Origin of the sequence: Methylorubrum sp. POS3 (assembly GCF_043352485.1) — a bacterium.
GTDB classification, from domain to species: domain Bacteria; phylum Pseudomonadota; class Alphaproteobacteria; order Rhizobiales; family Beijerinckiaceae; genus Methylobacterium; species Methylobacterium suomiense.
In genome coordinates this window covers 3,511,251-3,526,765 of record NZ_JAPRBT010000001.1, presented here as the reverse complement: position 1 = coordinate 3,526,765, position 15,515 = coordinate 3,511,251, and the positions used below count along the sequence as shown (strand labels likewise).

At 72.4% G+C, this 15,515-nt stretch carries 15 protein-coding genes; 10 read left to right on the top strand and 5 right to left on the bottom strand.

Annotation, left to right across the window (positions count from 1 at the left end; all coding sequences use genetic code 11):
- The first annotated feature begins 496 nt into the window (after positions 1 to 496).
- Genes OWC43_RS16325 through OWC43_RS16295 form a run of 7 tightly spaced genes read left to right on the top strand, consistent with a single transcriptional unit; the run spans position 497 to position 8,728 of the window.
- Positions 497 to 586 (top strand): K(+)-transporting ATPase subunit F, encoded by a 90-nt coding sequence (locus OWC43_RS16325; RefSeq protein ID WP_056241308.1) that lies wholly within the window; start codon positions 497 to 499, stop codon positions 584 to 586.
- Positions 587 to 608: 22 nt separating this feature from the next.
- On the top strand, positions 609 to 2,324 hold the full coding sequence (gene kdpA, locus OWC43_RS16320) for a potassium-transporting ATPase subunit KdpA (RefSeq protein WP_393957434.1): 1,716 nt from the start codon (positions 609 to 611) through the stop codon (positions 2,322 to 2,324).
- A 3-nt stretch (positions 2,325 to 2,327) separates the two neighbouring features.
- The gene (locus OWC43_RS16315) at positions 2,328 to 2,525 is read left to right on the top strand and encodes a hypothetical protein (protein WP_393957433.1); all 198 of its coding nucleotides are present in this window, start codon (positions 2,328 to 2,330) and stop codon (positions 2,523 to 2,525) included.
- A 31-nt stretch (positions 2,526 to 2,556) separates the two neighbouring features.
- Positions 2,557 to 4,653 carry a potassium-transporting ATPase subunit KdpB gene (kdpB, locus tag OWC43_RS16310; RefSeq protein ID WP_393957432.1) on the top strand — a complete coding sequence of 699 codons (2,097 nt, stop codon included), beginning with the start codon at positions 2,557 to 2,559 and terminating at the stop codon, positions 4,651 to 4,653.
- Between the two features lie 19 nt (positions 4,654 to 4,672).
- Entirely contained in the window at positions 4,673 to 5,278 is a 606-nt protein-coding gene (locus OWC43_RS16305; protein WP_393957431.1) for a K(+)-transporting ATPase subunit C, read from the top strand.
- Between the two features lie 14 nt (positions 5,279 to 5,292).
- On the top strand, positions 5,293 to 8,025 hold the full coding sequence (locus OWC43_RS16300) for a DUF4118 domain-containing protein (RefSeq protein WP_393957430.1): 2,733 nt from the start codon (positions 5,293 to 5,295) through the stop codon (positions 8,023 to 8,025).
- A 10-nt stretch (positions 8,026 to 8,035) separates the two neighbouring features.
- Entirely contained in the window at positions 8,036 to 8,728 is a 693-nt protein-coding gene (locus OWC43_RS16295; RefSeq protein ID WP_137831745.1) for a response regulator, read from the top strand.
- Between the two features lie 13 nt (positions 8,729 to 8,741).
- On the opposite strand, the gene OWC43_RS16290 is transcribed toward OWC43_RS16295, so the two are convergent.
- The 4 genes from OWC43_RS16290 to OWC43_RS16275 all read right to left on the bottom strand — a co-directional run bounded on the left by OWC43_RS16290 (position 8,742) and on the right by OWC43_RS16275 (position 11,590).
- A complete protein-coding gene (locus OWC43_RS16290; protein WP_393957429.1) occupies positions 8,742 to 9,776 on the bottom strand; it encodes a sensor histidine kinase in 1,035 nt (344 codons plus the stop codon).
- Positions 9,777 to 9,833: 57 nt separating this feature from the next.
- Positions 9,834 to 10,799, bottom strand: coding sequence for a DMT family transporter (locus OWC43_RS16285; RefSeq protein ID WP_393957428.1), 966 nt, complete (start codon positions 10,797 to 10,799; stop codon positions 9,834 to 9,836).
- A gap of 149 nt (positions 10,800 to 10,948) precedes the next feature.
- Positions 10,949 to 11,350, bottom strand: a complete 402-nt coding sequence (locus OWC43_RS16280; protein WP_393957427.1) for a hypothetical protein — start codon at positions 11,348 to 11,350, stop codon at positions 10,949 to 10,951.
- A 6-nt stretch (positions 11,351 to 11,356) separates the two neighbouring features.
- Positions 11,357 to 11,590 carry a DUF433 domain-containing protein gene (locus OWC43_RS16275; RefSeq protein ID WP_393957426.1) on the bottom strand — a complete coding sequence of 78 codons (234 nt, stop codon included), beginning with the start codon at positions 11,588 to 11,590 and terminating at the stop codon, positions 11,357 to 11,359.
- Positions 11,591 to 11,866: 276 nt separating this feature from the next.
- Between OWC43_RS16275 and OWC43_RS16270 the strand changes: the two genes are divergently transcribed.
- Genes OWC43_RS16270 through OWC43_RS16260 form a run of 3 tightly spaced genes read left to right on the top strand, consistent with a single transcriptional unit; the run spans position 11,867 to position 15,075 of the window.
- Positions 11,867 to 12,691 (top strand): SDR family NAD(P)-dependent oxidoreductase, encoded by an 825-nt coding sequence (locus OWC43_RS16270; protein ID WP_393957425.1) that lies wholly within the window; start codon positions 11,867 to 11,869, stop codon positions 12,689 to 12,691.
- A 12-nt stretch (positions 12,692 to 12,703) separates the two neighbouring features.
- Positions 12,704 to 13,612 carry an alpha/beta hydrolase gene (locus OWC43_RS16265; protein WP_393957424.1) on the top strand — a complete coding sequence of 303 codons (909 nt, stop codon included), beginning with the start codon at positions 12,704 to 12,706 and terminating at the stop codon, positions 13,610 to 13,612.
- Entirely contained in the window at positions 13,609 to 15,075 is a 1,467-nt protein-coding gene (locus OWC43_RS16260; protein ID WP_393957422.1) for a flavin-containing monooxygenase, read from the top strand. Before OWC43_RS16265 ends, OWC43_RS16260 begins: the two co-directional genes overlap by 4 nt.
- A 70-nt stretch (positions 15,076 to 15,145) precedes the next feature.
- Here OWC43_RS16260 and OWC43_RS16255 read toward each other — a convergent pair whose 3' ends face one another.
- Positions 15,146 to 15,445, bottom strand: a complete 300-nt coding sequence (locus OWC43_RS16255) for a hypothetical protein (RefSeq protein WP_393957421.1) — start codon at positions 15,443 to 15,445, stop codon at positions 15,146 to 15,148.
- Positions 15,446 to 15,515: the final 70 nt, after the last annotated feature.

Here is a 15,515-nt window from a genome sequence, read left to right as displayed (position 1 = left end):
CGCGGCCGAATCCGTCGCCGAACCGCAGCGATGCCGGCGTGTCCCGCGCTGTTCCGGCTCATCCCGCCCGGTTCGGACATCCGCGACGCGTGGCGGTGACGGGCCCAGGGCGGTCGCGCGAGGCCGCGCCTGAACGATCCCCGCGTCGAACGCTGGACCCTTGCCCCCGTGACGGGACGGTACCGAAGATGCGGTGGGAACGGGAGCAGTACCTTCCGGCCTTACCCTGATTCCCCTCCGTCGGGGCAGGGGAACGTCTCTGGGGACCCGCCAAGGCGCCCTCCCGGCAAATCCTGATGCGATCCTTATGCGGGGGGCCGTCTTTCCCCCTCGAACCCTCACGCGGTTTGTCGACCTAGTCCGGTCCGCGGCGCCTCCTCGCCGAACGGACCCGAACCCCATGCTCGACCTCGTCCTCCTCGCCGCAGGCCTCGCCTTCTTCGGGCTGGCCGCCGGCTACACCGCGCTCTGCGCGCGCCTCTAGGAGGGTCCGCCGATGACCCTCGACCTCGCCCTCGGCGCCCTCGTGACGGCCGGGCTCCTCGTCTACCTCACGGTCGCCCTCGTCCGCCCCGAGCGGTTCTAGAGCGGCGCGACGGAACACTCCCATGACTCTCGACGGCTGGATTCAGGTCGCGCTGTTCTGCGCGATCGTGCTGGCGCTCGTGAAGCCGCTCGGTCTCTACATGACCCGCGTCTTTACCGGCGCCCCCACCCTCCTCTCGCCCCTGCTCGCCCCGGTCGAGCGCGGGCTCTACCGGCTCGCCGGCATCGACGGGCGCCAGGAACAGAGCTGGCTCGGCTACGGGCTGGCGCTTCTCGTCTTCAACGGGCTCGGCTTCGTGGGGCTCTACGCCGTCCTGCGGTGTCAGGATCTCCTGCCGCTGAACCCGGCCGGGCAGGCGGCGGTCCCGCCGGATCTCGCCTTCAACACCGCGGTCAGCTTCGTCACCAACACCAACTGGCAGAATTACGGCGGCGAGACCACGCTCTCGCACCTGTCGCAGATGCTCGGGCTGACGACGCAGAACTTCCTCTCGGCGGCCACCGGCATCGCCCTGGCGCTGGCCCTCATCCGCGGCTTCGCCCGGGCCTCGGCGGCCACCGTCGGCTCGTTCTGGGTCGATCTCACCCGCTGCACCCTCTACGTGCTGATGCCGCTTTCGGTCGGGCTGACGCTGTTCTTCGTCTGGCAGGGCATACCCCAGACGCTCCAAGCCGCCGTCGAGGCGACCACGCTGGAGGGCGCGCACCAGACCATCGCGGTCGGCCCCGTGGCGAGCCAGGTCGCCATCAAGATGCTCGGCACCAATGGCGGCGGCTTCTTCAACGCCAACGCCGCGCACCCGTTCGAGAACCCGACGGCGCTCGCCAACCTCGTCCAGATGGTCGCGATCTTCGCCCTGGGGGCCGCGCTCACCAACGTGTTCGGCCGCATGGTCGGCGACGAGCGCCAGGGCTGGGCGATCCTGGCCGCCATGGGCGTGCTGTTCTTAGGCGGCGTGGCCATCACCTACGCGGCGGAAGCGGCCGGCAGCCCCGTGCTGAACGCCCTCGGGCTGCCCGGCGGCAACATGGAGGGCAAGGAGGTCCGCTTCGGTCTCGCGGCCTCGGCCCTGTTCGCCGTCGTGACCACCGCGGCCTCCTGCGGCGCGGTCAACGCCATGCACGACTCGTTCACCGCGCTCGGCGGCCTGATCCCGCTCCTCAACATGCAGCTCGGCGAGATCATCGTCGGCGGCGTCGGCGCGGGCCTCTACGGCATGCTGGTCTTCGTCGTGGTGGCGGTGTTCGTGGCCGGGCTGATGGTCGGGCGCACGCCGGAATATCTCGGCAAGAAGATCGAGGCCCGCGAGGTCAAGATGGCGATGCTCGCCGTCCTGTGCCTGCCCGCGGCGATGCTGGGGCCGACGGCGTTGGCGACCGTGATCCCGGCGGGCCTCGCGGGGCCCGCGAATGCCGGCCCGCACGGCTTCTCCGAGATCCTCTACGCCTTCACCTCGGCGGCGGCCAACAACGGCTCGGCCTTCGGCGGCCTCTCGGGCAACACCCCGTTCTACAACGTGGCGCTCGGCTTCGGCATGCTGGCCGGACGCTTCCTCGTCATCATCCCGGCGCTGGCCTTGGCCGGGGCGCTGGCGGCCAAGAAGACGGTCCCGGCCTCCGCCGGCACCTTTCCGACGGATAGCGGCCTGTTCGTCGGCCTGCTCGTCGGCGTCATCCTGATCGTCGGCGGGCTGACCTTCTTCCCCTCGCTCGCCCTCGGCCCCGTGGCCGAGCATCTCGCGGGGGCGGCGGGCCAGACCTTCGGGGCAGGGGGCTGACCGATGCCGCGTCCCCTCCCCGCCCGCCGCGCCCCGCGCCATACCCCGCCGCCGCGCCCGAACCGGTCGCGCCTTCCCTGGCACCGGGCGCATGGCGGGCGGCCCATGCCCGCCCGCACCTCCGACCTCGTGCTCGCCGTGCTCGGCGTCGTCCTGCTCGGTGGCCTCGCCCTCGCCGCGGCCTTCGCGGCGGCGGCCTGACGCCCCTCCCCCTTTCCGGACCCGCGATCCCATGTCCCCTCAGAAACACAACTCCCCGTTCGGCGCCGCCCTCGCGGGCCGGGCGCTGCTCGGCGCCTTCGCCAAGCTCGATCCCCGCGCCATGGTCCGCAATCCGGTCCTGTTCGCCGTCGAGGTGGTCGCGGTGCTGACCACGATCCTGTTCGCGCGCGACCTCGTCACGGGCGGGCCCGACCTGCTCTTCTCCGGCCAGATCGTGCTGTGGCTGTGGTTCACCCTGCTCTTCGCCAACGCCGCCGAGGCGCTGGCGGAAGGGCGGGGCAAGGCCCAGGCCGAGTCCTTGCGGCGCACCCGCACCGAGATGACCGCCAAGCGCCTGACCGGCGGCGCGAACCGGGACCACGAGACCGTGCCGGGGGCGAGCCTCCGGGTCGGCGATCTGGTTCTGGTCGAGGCCGGCGAGCTGATCCCCTCCGACGGCGAGGTGGTCGAGGGCGTGGCCTCGGTCGACGAGGCGGCGATCACCGGCGAATCCGCTCCCGTGATCCGCGAATCCGGCGGCGACCGCTCGGCGGTGACGGGGGGCACGCGGGTGCTGTCCGACGCGATCGTGGTGCGGATCACGGCGGCGGCCGGCTCGACCTTCGTCGATCGCATGATCGCGCTGGTCGAGGGCGCCTCGCGCCGCAAGACCCCCAACGAGATCGCCCTCGACATCCTGCTCGCCGGTCTCACCCTGGTCTTCGTGTTCGCGGTCGCCTCGATCCCGAGCTTCGCGCATTATGCCGGCGGCACGATCCCGGTGATCGTGCTGGCGGCCCTGTTCGTCACCCTGATCCCGACGACGATCGGCGGTCTGCTCTCGGCGATCGGCATCGCCGGCATGGACCGGCTGGTGCGCTTCAACGTGCTGGCGATGTCCGGCCGCGCCGTCGAGGCGGCGGGCGACGTCGATACGCTGCTCCTCGACAAGACCGGCACCATCACGCTGGGCAACCGGCAGGCCACGGCCTTCCGGCCGGTCTCGGGCGTGCCCGAGCGCGATCTGGCGGATGCGGCGCAGCTGGCATCCCTCGCCGACGAGACGCCGGAGGGGCGTTCCATCGTGGTGCTGGCCAAGGAGGCCTATGGGCTCCGCGGGCGCGACATGGCGGCGCTGAACGCCACCTTCGTGCCGTTCACGGCGCAGACCCGCATGAGCGGCGTCGATCTCGGCGGCTCCTCGATCCGCAAGGGCGCGGTCGAGGCGGTGCTGGCGGCCCTGTCGGTCGCGCCCCCCTCCCCGCGCGGCGGGAATGCGGCCCTGGCCTTCCGCCCGGCCGACGAGCCGGAGGCGGCTGCCGAGATCCGGGCCATCGCCGAGGAGATCGCCAAGGCCGGCGGCACGCCGCTCGCGGTGGCCCGCGACGGGCGCCTGCTCGGCGTCGTGGCGCTCAAGGACATCGTCAAGGGCGGCATCCGCGAGCGCTTCGCCGAACTGCGCCGCATGGGCATCCGCACCATCATGATCACCGGCGACAACCCGATGACGGCCGCCGCCATCGCGGCGGAAGCGGGCGTGGACGATTTCCTCGCCCAGGCGACCCCCGAGGACAAGCTGGCGCTGATCCGGAGCGAGCAGGCCGGCGGCAAGCTGGTGGCGATGTGCGGCGACGGCACCAACGACGCCCCCGCCCTCGCCCAGGCCGATGTGGGCGTGGCCATGAACACCGGCACGGTGGCGGCGCGTGAGGCCGGCAACATGGTCGATCTCGATTCCGACCCGACCAAGCTCATCGAGATCGTGCGGATCGGCAAGCAGCTGCTGATGACCCGCGGGGCGCTGACCACCTTCTCTATCGCCAACGACGTCGCGAAATACTTCGCGATCCTGCCGGCGATGTTCGCCGCCCTCTACCCGCCGCTCGCGGCGCTCAACGTGATGGGGCTCGCCTCGCCCCAGAGCGCGATTCTGTCGGCGATCATCTTCAACGCCCTCGTCATCGTCGCCCTGATCCCCCTGGCGCTCAAAGGCGTGACCTACCGCCCGGTCGGCGCCGCCGCGCTCCTGCGGCGCAATCTCCTCGTCTACGGCCTCGGCGGCGTCCTCGTGCCCTTCGCCGGCATCAAGGCCATCGACATCGCCGTCGCCGCCCTCCATCTCGCCTGAAGCTTACGAGACTCAAGCCATGCTTGCCCCACTCCGCCCCGCCCTCGTCCTCCTGACCGCCTTCACGATCATCACCGGCCTCGCCTATCCGCTGGCCATGACGGGGCTCGCCGGCGCCGTCTTCCCGGCCCGGGCCGCCGGCAGCCTGATCGCGCGCGACGGCCGGATCGTCGGCTCGCGCCTGATCGGCCAGACCTTCACCGATGCCCGGTACTTCCACGGCCGACCCTCGGCCACGACCGCGCCCGATCCGGCCGACGCGACGAAGACCGTACCGGCCCCCTACAACGCCGCGGCCTCGCTCGGCTCGAATCTCGGCCCCACCAGCGCGGCGCTCGCGGGCCGCGTGAAGGGTGACCTCGACGCCCTCCGGACCGAGAATCCCGGGGCGCCGGTGCCGGTCGATCTCGTCACCACCAGCGGCTCGGGCCTCGATCCCGATCTCTCGCCGGAGGCCGCCCTGTTCCAGGTGCCGCGCGTCGCCAAGGCCCGCAGCCTCCCCGAGGACAGGGTGCGCACGCTCGTGACCGCCCAGGTCGAGGGACGCACCCTCGGCCTCCTCGGCGAACCCCGCGTCAACGTCCTTGCGCTGAACCTCGCCCTGGACGCTCTCGCCGGGCACTGACGGGCGGACCGAGCATGCGGGACACCGGCCGCGATCCCGAACGCCCCTCCCCCGACGCGCTGCTCGCCGCGGCGCGCCGGGAGGCGCGCACCCGCGGCCGGCTCAAGATCTTCCTCGGCGCCGCCCCCGGCGTCGGCAAGACCTACGAGATGCTCACCGTCGGGCGCGCCCGGCTCCGGGCCGGCACCGACGTGGTGGTCGGCGTGGCCGAGACACACGGCCGGGCCGAGACCGCCGCCCTACTCGACGGCTTCGAGATCGTGCCCCGCGCGTCCGTGCCCTATCACGGCACCGTGCTGGAGGAGATGGATCTCGACGCGCTGCTGGCACGCCGGCCGGCGCTGGCCCTGGTGGACGAACTCGCCCACACCAACGCGCCGGGCTCGCGCCACCGCAAGCGCCATCAGGACGTGGAGGAACTCCTCGATGCCGGCATCGACGTCCTGACCACCCTCAACATCCAGCACGTGGAGAGCCTGAACGACGTGGTGGCCGGCATCACCCGCATCCGGGTGCGCGAGACAGTGCCCGACGGCATCCTCGACCGGGCCGACGACATCGAGGTGGTCGATCTCAACCCCGACGACCTGATCCAGCGCCTCAAGGACGGCAAGGTCTACGTGCCGGAGGGCGCCGAGCGGGCGCTGGCCCACTACTTCTCCCGCGGCAATCTCACGGCTTTGCGCGAGCTGGCGCTGCGGCGCACCGCCGACCGGGTCGACGACGAGCTGCTCGGCCATATGCGGGCCAACGCCATCCCCGGCCCCTGGGCGGCGGGAGAGCGGGTGCTGGTCTGCATCAGCGACGACCCGCGCTCGGCCGCCCTCGTGCGCTACGCCAAGCGCCTCGCCGACCGCCTGCACGCCCCCTGGACCGCCCTGTTCGTCGAGGGTACCCGCGCCGCCGCGCTCGGCGAGGCGGCGCGCGACCGGGTCGCCGAGGCCCTGCGGCTCGCCGACCGGCTCGGCGGCGACGCCGTCACCCTGCCCGGCGGGCGGCGGGTGGCCGACGACATCCTCGCCCATGCCCGTTCGGCCAACGTCAATCACGTCGTGGTCGGCAAGGCGGAGCGATCCTGGGCCTTCGAGCTCCTGCACGGCTCGGTGGTGCACGATCTCGTGCGGCGCAGCGGCCCGATCAGCGTGCACGTCGTCCCCGGCGAGGCGCTGCCGGGGGAGAATCTCCGGGGACGGGCCGGCGCCTCGGGGGGGGCCGCGGCGGTCGCCACCGCCCCGGCCCGGTCGCGGCTGCAGCTGCGGCCCTACGGCCTGTCCCTGCTCGCCACCGCCGCCGGGCTCGGCCTCGCCCTGCTGCTCCAGCCCCAGACCGGCATCGAGAATGCCGACCTCATCCTGCTCACCGCGGTGGTCGCGGTCGCGGTGCGCTTCGGTCTCGGGCCGGCGCTCGCCGCGGTCGTCGCCGCGTCGCTCGCCTACAACTTCTTCTTCCTGCCCCCCGTCTACACCCTGACGATCGCCGATCCGACCAACGTGGCGGCCTTCCTGCTGTTCACCGTGGTGGCGGTGCTGGTCTCGAACCTCGCCGGACGCTCGCGCCGGGCGGCGATGATCAGCCAGACGCGGGCCGCCGCCACCGAGCGGCTCTACGGCTTCTCGCGCAAGCTCGCGGCCTGCGGCACCCTCGACGACGTGCTCTGGGCGACCTCGGCCCAGGTCGCCGCGATGCTGCGGGTGCGGGTGGTGGTCCTCCTGCCCGAGGGGCGGACGGTCGTCGTGCGCGCGGGCTACCCGCCGGAGGATCGGCTGGAGCCCGCGGATCTCGCCGCCGCGCAATGGACCTTCGACAACGACCGCCCGGCGGGCCGCGGCGCCGACACCCTCCCCGGCGCCCGGCGCCTGTTCCTGCCGATGCGCACCGGACGCGGCACGATCGGGGTGATCGGCCTCGACGCGGACGGCGCCGGCCCGATCCTGACGCCGGAGGGCCGGCGCCTCCTCGACGCGCTCGCCGACATGGGGGCGCTGGCGATCGAGCGGGTGCGGCTCGTGGACGATCTCGACCGGGCCGAGCGCGCCGCCGAGACCGACCGGCTCGCCCGCGCGCTCCTCACCTCCATCAGCCACGACCTGCGCACGCCGCTCGCCTCCGTGCTCGGCGCGGCCAGCACCCTGCGCGATCTCGGCGCCGCCCTACCCGACGAGGCGCGGGGCGAGCTGCTCGCCACCGTCATCGAGGAATCGGAGCGGCTCAACCGCTTCATCGCCAACCTGCTCGACATGACGCGGCTGGAGGCCGGGGCGGTGGCCCCGAACCTCTCGGACGGGGACATGGCCGAGAGCGTCGACACCGCCCTCCGCCGGACCGGGCCGGCCCTGTCCGGCCACCGGATCGCGGTCGAGGTCGAGCCCGGCCTGCCGACCCTGCGGCTCGACCCGGTCCTGTTCGAGCAGGCGCTCGTCAACCTGCTCGACAACGCCGCCAAATACGCCCCCGAGGGGACCACCGTCACGGTCCGGGCGGACCGCCGGGGCGCGTGGGTCCGTCTCGCGGTGCTGGACGAGGGCGAGGGCCTGCCGGAGGCCGAGACCGAGCGGGTGTTCGACAAGTTCCACCGCCTGCGCAAGGGCGACCGGGTCCGCGCCGGCACCGGGCTCGGGCTTGCCATCGCCCGCGGCTTCGTCGAGGCCATGGGCGGCACCGTCACGGCGGCCAACCGGCGCGACCGCCCGGGCGCCGTCTTCACCGTGTCGATGCCGATCCCCGCGCCGGAGGACCGCGCCGCATGAGCCCACCTCTATGAGCCCGACCGTCCTCGTGATCGACGACGAGCCGCCGATCCGTCGGCTCCTGCGGGTCGGCCTGTCGACGCAGGGCTACAGCCTCCTGGAGGCGCCCGACGCCGGCACCGCCCTGACGCTGCTCAAGCGCGAGCGGGTCGATCTCGTCATCCTCGATCTCGGCCTGCCCGACATGGGCGGGCACGACCTGCTGCGGACCATCCGCGCGGATCATCCCGACCTGCCGGTGGTGGTGCTGTCGAGCCGCGGCGACGAGGGCGGCAAGGTCGAGGCGCTCGATCTCGGCGCCGACGACTACGTGACCAAGCCCTTCGGCATGGGCGAGCTGCTGGCCCGCCTGCGGGCGGCCCTGCGCCATCAGCTCGCCGCCAAGGGCGAGCGCCCCGTCTTCCGGGTCGAGGGACTCAGCGTCGACCTCGTGCGGCGCATCGTGCGGGTCGACGGGGCCGAGGTGAAGCTCACCCCGCGCGAGTACGATTTCCTGCGCATCCTCGTGCTGCATGCCGGCAAGGTGCTGACCCATGCCCAGCTGATGCGCGAGGTTCCGGCCTCGTCCGACCCGCAATATCTGCGGGTCTACATGCGCCAGCTCCGGCAGAAGCTGGAGGCCGATCCCGAGCGCCCTCGCCTCCTCCTGACCGAGACCGGAATCGGCTACCGCCTGCGCGCGTCCGACGACGGGCTGGGCTGAGCGCGGCGGCGCCTCACGCCGCCCGGCCGCCGGGGAATACGAGACGCACCACGGTGCCGCCGTCATTGGCATAGGTGAGCGTGCCGTCGAGCTGGGCGGCGAGCCCCTGGACGATGCGGAAGCCGAGGCTGCGGCTCGCCGTCGGATCGAAGTCTGCCGGGATGCCGGGACCGTCATCGGTGATGGTCAGCGCCGTCATGCTCCCCTGCAGCTGCTCCAGACGGATCGTGATGGTGCCGCGCGCGGATTCGGTGAAGGCGTGCTTGAGGGCGTTGGTGACGACCTCGACCACGAGGAGCGACAGGGTCGTCAGCCGGGCGAGGTCGAAGCGCAGCGGCGGCACGTCGACGAGGCAGACGATGTTGCGCGCGCCGGTGGCCTCGAGGAGGTCGCTGCACAATTCCTGAAGGTACTGGCCGACCGGCTGATCGATCCGGCTCGGATCGTAGAGGCGGCGGTGGATGCGGGCGATCGTCTCCAGCCGGGCCTGGGCCTCGTCGAAGGCCTCCGCCGCCGCCCGGGGATCGTCGGCGATCTTGCGCTTCTGCAGGGCGAGGAGCGCGGCCACGAACTGCATGTTGTTGGCGACCCGGTGCTGCAGCTCCTGGAACATGGTGCGCTGCTGCTCGTAGAGGTCGGCGGTCACCGCCCGCTCGGCGGCCAGACGCTCCCCCGCCACGCGCATCCAGTGGATCAGCGCGATGTCGACGGTGACGATAAAGGCGTAGAAGATGAGCGCCAGGGCGGTCTGCGCGTTCAGCACGAACGAATTGATCGGATTGATGAAAAAGTACCACGCCGCCAGCCCCGACAGCACCGCGCAGACGATGCCCGGCCGCAGCCCGAAGAAGAACGTCGTCAGGACGACGGCGGGGAAGAAGGTCAGAAACGGGAAGCCCGGCGGCAGCACCGGATCGAGCAGGAGGCGCAGGCCGGTCGCGAGCAGGGTGATGGCCACGGCGACCGCGTCGCCGGCCCAGGGCGGCAGGGCGCGCAGCGGAGCGAGCCGTTCACCGGCCCGCGACGGGGGGGTGGAAGCTGAGGGCATCGGCGGAGGAGAAGTTCGGCTTCGGTGATTCGCGGATGTCATAGCCGATGGATGCGCCTAACCTGTGGCCTCATCACCACAACCTTTGGTTTTCCCTCCACGGACCGATGCCCGCCGCCCGGCGGTCTCGGCGATCAGGATGCCGCCGAGGACGAGGGCGAGGGCCACGCCGTCGAAGGCATCGAACGGCTCGCCCGCGAGCATCACGGCGAGACCCGCTCCGAACACCGGCACGAGATTGACGAACAGGCCTGCCCGGTTCGGACCGATCAGCTCGACGCCGCGGATATAGGAGAGCTGCGCGAGGAGCGATGGCCCGAGCGCCACGAAGGCGACGAGGGGCCAGCCGAGGGGAAGCGTCGGCCAGATCAAGCGCCCGGCCGCCCATTCGACGGCGAGTGGCGGCAGCGAGGAGAGGAGGGCGGCCAGCGCCAGCCCGGTGAAGAAGACGAGCCCCGACACCGCGGGCCGCGACGGCAACGCCACGGTGTAGCCGGCATAGACGAGGCAGGCGGCGAGCATCAGCCCGTCCCCGAGATTGAAGGTCAGGGTGCGCAGCGCGTCGAGATCGCCGTGGGTCGAGGCGACCGCGACGCCCGCCAGCGTGACGGCCGCGCCGGCCGCCTGCCCGGCCCGCACGCCCGCGCCGCGGACGAGAAAGTTCAGGAGCATGACGAAGATCGGCACCGCCCCCTGGATCAGGGCGACGTTGAGGGCGGTGGTGTGGGCGCCCGCCGCGTAGAACAGGCTCGCGAACACCGTGTAGCCGCTCGCCCCCATGGCGAGCACGTAGCGCCAGCGCGGCAGCAGGCGCGGCCATTCCGCCGCGACCTGGCGGCGGGCGATCACCGCCAGCAGCGCGAAGGCGAAGGCCCAGCGCAGGGTTGTCAGCGCCTGCGGCGACACCTCGCCGACCGCCCATTTCCCGGCCACCGCGTTGCCGGCCCAGAGCAGCGCCGTGAAGGTCAGGATCGCGTAGGCGGTGACCGCGGAGCCGCGTCGCCGGTCAGGGTCTGATGGCACGTGGGATATCCGAATACCGGGGGGCGGATGGAGGCGAAGATCGGTCTGGACATTCGTCGAGCGAGCAGCGGATCGACGACGCGCATCGGGTCGATCGAGGGCTGGCCAGAGCCTGAGCCACCAATGGCGGCCGATGAGGACAGTCGCCGTCAGTACTGGAAATTCGGGAGCGCGGGGAGCCGCTCGATGATGAGCTCGCCTGCGACCAGCCGGCGAACGGTCCGCGTGCCATCGATCTCGATCACGATGTGCTCGCCAGGGCCGGCACGGCGCAACGTGTCAACGACATCGTCCGCTCGTTCCAAAATGGCGCGCCGCCGGTTGTGCGGCAGAGCAACGACCGTCAAGCGCCGTCCGTGAAGGCTTTGCTGATCGGCAATGTTCTTGTCATTGGTGACGAGCATGTCGAAGCCCGCGGCCTCGCAGGCGCGGATGAGCGCGCCATTGCTCAACGAGATCCAATTGCGCGGAAAGCGCACGGCGTCGATGCCACGCTCGGTCAGAGCTTGCACGAGTTGCCTCGGCACGCCCTCGTCGATGACGACGCGCATCGGATCTCAAGCGGCACGCGGCGCGGCGAGGGAGTCGGCCGTGATTTCGAGCATGGCGACCACGTCGCCGCGGTCGAGGCTCTCGTAGGTCTCCAGAATCTCGTCGAGAGACAAGCCGTCAGCAAGGTTCTCGAACAGGACCTCGACGGGCACGCGCGTGCCCCGGAACACGCGCCGCCCGCCCATGATAGCGGGGTCGGATGTCACCAAGTCTTCGAGGCGGAGGGCGGTATCACGCATCGGTCGTGCTCCCCTTCATCGGCCGGGTTGCCGAGAGAGGTAGCGAGTGCAGGACCGCAAATCCAGGGAGCCTCCGAAACGCAGCGCCGATCAGGCCGCCCCCCTGCCAAGCCGCCTTCCCCATTCGTTGGCTTGACGCCGGCAGGCTTTGGCCCGACCTGGACTTCTTCGCGCCGGAGACGCTGCCCTGCCCGCTTGTCTGCTCGTGTCCCCTCCCCCTCACTGTTCCCCTCGTCTCCCTCGCCCCGCGCGGGGCCGTCCGGGGGCGCGGGGGTGATGGCGCGCTCCTTCGTCGTCGGAGGCCGCACCGCCCTCGTCACGGGGGCGGCGAGCGGGATCGGCGCGGCGCTGAGCCGGGCGCTCGCCGCGCGCGGCTGCGCCCTGGCGCTGGCCGACCGCGACGGCGAGGGTCTGGCCACGGTGGCCGCGTCGGCCCGGGCCCAGGGCGTCGCGGTGAGCGAGCACACCCTCGACCTCGCCGATGCGGGGGCCATCGCGGCCCTGCCCGCCGCGGTCCAGTCCCGTCATGGCGGGCTCCATCTGCTGGTCAACAATGCCGGCGTCGCCTTGGCCGGGCGCTTCGAGGAGACCGATCTCGACGACGTGGCGTGGCTGATGGACGTGAATCTCCACGCGGTGATGCGCCTCACCCATGCCTGCCTGCCGCTGCTGCGGGCCGAGCCGCAGGCCCAGATCGTCAATCTGTCGAGCCTGTTCGGCATCATCGCGCCGGCGGGGCAGGCGGCCTACGCGGCCAGCAAATTCGCGGTGCGCGGCTTCTCGGAAGCGCTGGCCCACGAATACGAGGGCACCGGCCTCGGCGTCACGCTGGTCCATCCCGGCGGCGTGGCGACCCGCATCGCCCGCAATGCCCGCCTGCCCCGCACGCTCGATCCGGCGGCCACGACCCAGGGCCTCGCTGCCTTCGAGCGCCTGCTGACGATGGAGCCGGAGGTCGCCGCCGCCGCGATCCTGCGCGGCATCGAACGGCGCGAGCGCCGCGTCGTCATCGGGAAAGATGCCCGCCGGGCGCTGCTGATCCAGCGCCTGATGCCGGTGCGCTACTGGTCGTTGATCCGCCGGAGCATGGACGAAGGGTGAGCGAGGTCGAGCATGGCGAGCCTGCGGGCGCATTTCTACGACATTGCCGTGCGGCTCGCCGTAAAGGCGCGCCTCAGCGGCCAGTCCGACATCGCGGCGATCCGCCGGGCCTTCGACCGTGACACGTTCCGGCCGCCGCCGGGCGTCGCCTTCACCCCGGGCGAACTCGGCGGCGTGCCGGGAGAATGGGCCGAGGGGGAGGACGGGCCGGAGCGGCGCCCCACCCTGCTCTACATCCACGGCGGCGGTTTCATCGCCTGTTCGGCCCGGCTGTATCGCCCCGTGACCGGCCGTTTCGCGCGGGCCGGTTTCCGGGTGTTCGCCCCCGATTACCGCCTCGCCCCGGAGCAGCCCTTCCCGGCAGCGGTCGAGGATTGCACCGCCGCCTGGGCGGCGCTGTCCGGCCGGGGACCGGCCACCATCGCGGGGGATTCCGCGGGCGGCAACCTCGCGCTCGCCACGATGATCGAGGCGCGGCGGCTCGGCCTGCCGCGGCCCGCGGGCGCGGCCCTGTTCTCCCCCGCCACCGATCTCATCGGCCGCAGCCCCTCGCTGCGCACGAATGCGCGCCGCGACGCGATGCTCCGCCCCGAGGCGCTGGCCAGGCTGGTGCCGACCTACCTTGCGGGCGCGGATCCGGCCGATCCCCGCGCCTCGCCGATCGAGGCGGACCTGTCCGGCCTGCCGCCGCTCCTGATCCATGTCGGCACCCGGGAGATCCTGCGCGACGATTCCCTACGGCTCGCCGAGAAGGCCCGCGCGGCCGGCGTGCCGGTCTCGCTCACGGTGTTCCCGGTGGTGCCGCATGCCTGGCAACTCGCCGAGAGCATCCTGCCGGAGGCCCACCGTTCGCTGGGCGAGGCGGCGACCTTCCTCCGCGCTACGCTCGGCGCGGCGCCGGAGGCGGAGGCCGCCGCGTGAGCGCGCCCGTCCTCGATCTGATCATCGTCGGCGCGGGCTTCTCCGGCCTCGCCATGGCGATCCGGGCGGACCGGGCAGGCTTCTCCCGCTTCGCGATCCTGGAGAAGGCCGACCGGATCGGCGGCACGTGGCGGGACAACACCTATCCGGGCGCGGCGAGCGACGTCCCCGCCCATCTCTACTCCCTGTCCTTCGCGCCGCGCTCCGGCTGGTCGCGGCTCTTCCCCGCCCAGGGCGAGATCCAGGCCTATCTCGAAGACCTCGTGGCCGAGAACGGATTGGGGGATCGCCTGCGCCTCGGCACGACCGTAAGGCGGGCCAGCTTCGACGCCGCGTCCTGCCTCTGGCGAGTCGAGACCGACCGGGGCCTCCTCGTCGCCCGGGTCCTCGTCGGGGCGGTGGGCGCCCTGCACCAGCCCGCCCGGCCCGCCCTGCCGGGCCTCGACGGTTTCGCCGGGGCCTGTTTCCATTCCGCCGAGTGGGACCATCGCCGCACGCTGGCGGGGCGCCGGGTCGGCGTGATCGGCACGGGGGCGAGCGCGGTGCAGATCGTGCCGGCCATCGCCGGGACGGCGGCCCATCTCACCGTGTTCCAGCGCAATCCGCCCTGGATCCTGCCCCGCCACGACCGTCCCTATTCCGCGGGGGCGAAGGCGTTTCTGCGGATCGGGGCCCTGCGCCGGCTCTACCGGGCCAGCCTGTTCTGGCGGCGGGAGCTGACCGCGCTCCTCGGCTTCACCCGCGTCTCGTGGCTGACCGCCGTGGCGGAGGCGCTGGCCCGGTTCCACCTCAGGACCGCGATCGCCGATCCGGACCTGCGGCGGCGGCTGACGCCGTCCTATCGGCTCGGCTGCAAGCGGGTGCTCCTGTCGGACGATTTCTACCCGGCGCTCGGACGGCCCGACGTGAGCCTCGTCACCGAGCCCGTCCGCGCGGTGCGACCCGGGGGCGTCGTCACCGCGGACGGGACCGAGCACCCCCTCGATGTGCTGATCCTCGCCACCGGCTTCTCCCCCTCGGGCAGCTACGACCGGCTCGACATTGTCGGGCGCGGCGGCCGGACCCTGGCCCAGGCGTGGCGCGACGGGGCGGACGCGCTCCACGGCGTCGCGATGACGGGCTTCCCGAATCTGTTCCTGCTGCTGGGGCCGAATACCGGGCTCGGCCACAACTCGGTCCTGGCGATGGTCGAGGCGCAGGTCGAGCACGTGCTCGGGGCGCTGGCGTGGCTGCGCGACCAACCGGGCCGGGCGCTGGAGGTGCGGCCGGAGGCGCAGGCGCGGGTCCGCGCGGCGATCGACGCCCGCCTCGCCGACAGCATCTGGGCGCGCGGCGGCTGCGGCAGCTGGTATCTCGACGCGGCGGGACGCAACCGGACCCTCTGGCCCGGCACGGCCACATCCTATCGCCGGCAGACAAGGCGGCTGCGGCGGGGGGATTACGCCCTGATCGGGCCGGCCTGATCCGGCGCTCGAGCGAAGCCCACATCCGGTATCCCGAAGGATCGACCGGATTGAATTCGAGACACCCGCGTCAGCGCTCGGACGCCACCGTGATCGGGCCGTAGCCCTGGTAGACGATGCGCACCGAGCGCCGCTCGCCGGGCAAGTCCGAGAGCGGGATCGCCTTGGCGCCCCGCAGCACCGGGGCAGGGATTGGAGCGAGAACGGGGGCCGAGGCCGGCACGGAAGTTCGGACCGGCCGCAGCGACCAGCGTTCGGCGCCGGACGCATCCGGCCGATCCGAGGCCAGGGCCGAGGCGGCGAGCACCGCGCCGAGGCCGGCGAGCGGCAGGAAGACGGCTCTCGAGAAGGCTCTGGCGGGAGAATGCATGGCTTCGGGCCCTGGGGATGGGGCCATTTCGCGCATCCAAGCGTTGCCGGACATGAATACGCACCACGCC

Coding starts and splice junctions, on each gene's coding strand:
- OWC43_RS16325 (WP_056241308.1), top strand. CDS start 497: ATGACCCTCGACCTCGCCCTCGGCGCCCTCGTGACGGCCGGGCTCCTC.
- kdpA (WP_393957434.1), top strand. CDS start 609: ATGACTCTCGACGGCTGGATTCAGGTCGCGCTGTTCTGCGCGATCGTG.
- OWC43_RS16315 (WP_393957433.1), top strand. CDS start 2,328: ATGCCGCGTCCCCTCCCCGCCCGCCGCGCCCCGCGCCATACCCCGCCG.
- kdpB (WP_393957432.1), top strand. CDS start 2,557: ATGTCCCCTCAGAAACACAACTCCCCGTTCGGCGCCGCCCTCGCGGGC.
- OWC43_RS16305 (WP_393957431.1), top strand. CDS start 4,673: ATGCTTGCCCCACTCCGCCCCGCCCTCGTCCTCCTGACCGCCTTCACG.
- OWC43_RS16300 (WP_393957430.1), top strand. CDS start 5,293: ATGCGGGACACCGGCCGCGATCCCGAACGCCCCTCCCCCGACGCGCTG.
- OWC43_RS16295 (WP_137831745.1), top strand. CDS start 8,036: ATGAGCCCGACCGTCCTCGTGATCGACGACGAGCCGCCGATCCGTCGG.
- OWC43_RS16290 (WP_393957429.1), bottom strand. CDS start 9,776: ATGCCCTCAGCTTCCACCCCCCCGTCGCGGGCCGGTGAACGGCTCGCT.
- OWC43_RS16280 (WP_393957427.1), bottom strand. CDS start 11,350: ATGCGCGTCGTCATCGACGAGGGCGTGCCGAGGCAACTCGTGCAAGCT.
- OWC43_RS16275 (WP_393957426.1), bottom strand. CDS start 11,590: ATGCGTGATACCGCCCTCCGCCTCGAAGACTTGGTGACATCCGACCCC.
- OWC43_RS16270 (WP_393957425.1), top strand. CDS start 11,867: ATGGCGCGCTCCTTCGTCGTCGGAGGCCGCACCGCCCTCGTCACGGGG.
- OWC43_RS16265 (WP_393957424.1), top strand. CDS start 12,704: ATGGCGAGCCTGCGGGCGCATTTCTACGACATTGCCGTGCGGCTCGCC.
- OWC43_RS16255 (WP_393957421.1), bottom strand. CDS start 15,445: ATGCATTCTCCCGCCAGAGCCTTCTCGAGAGCCGTCTTCCTGCCGCTC.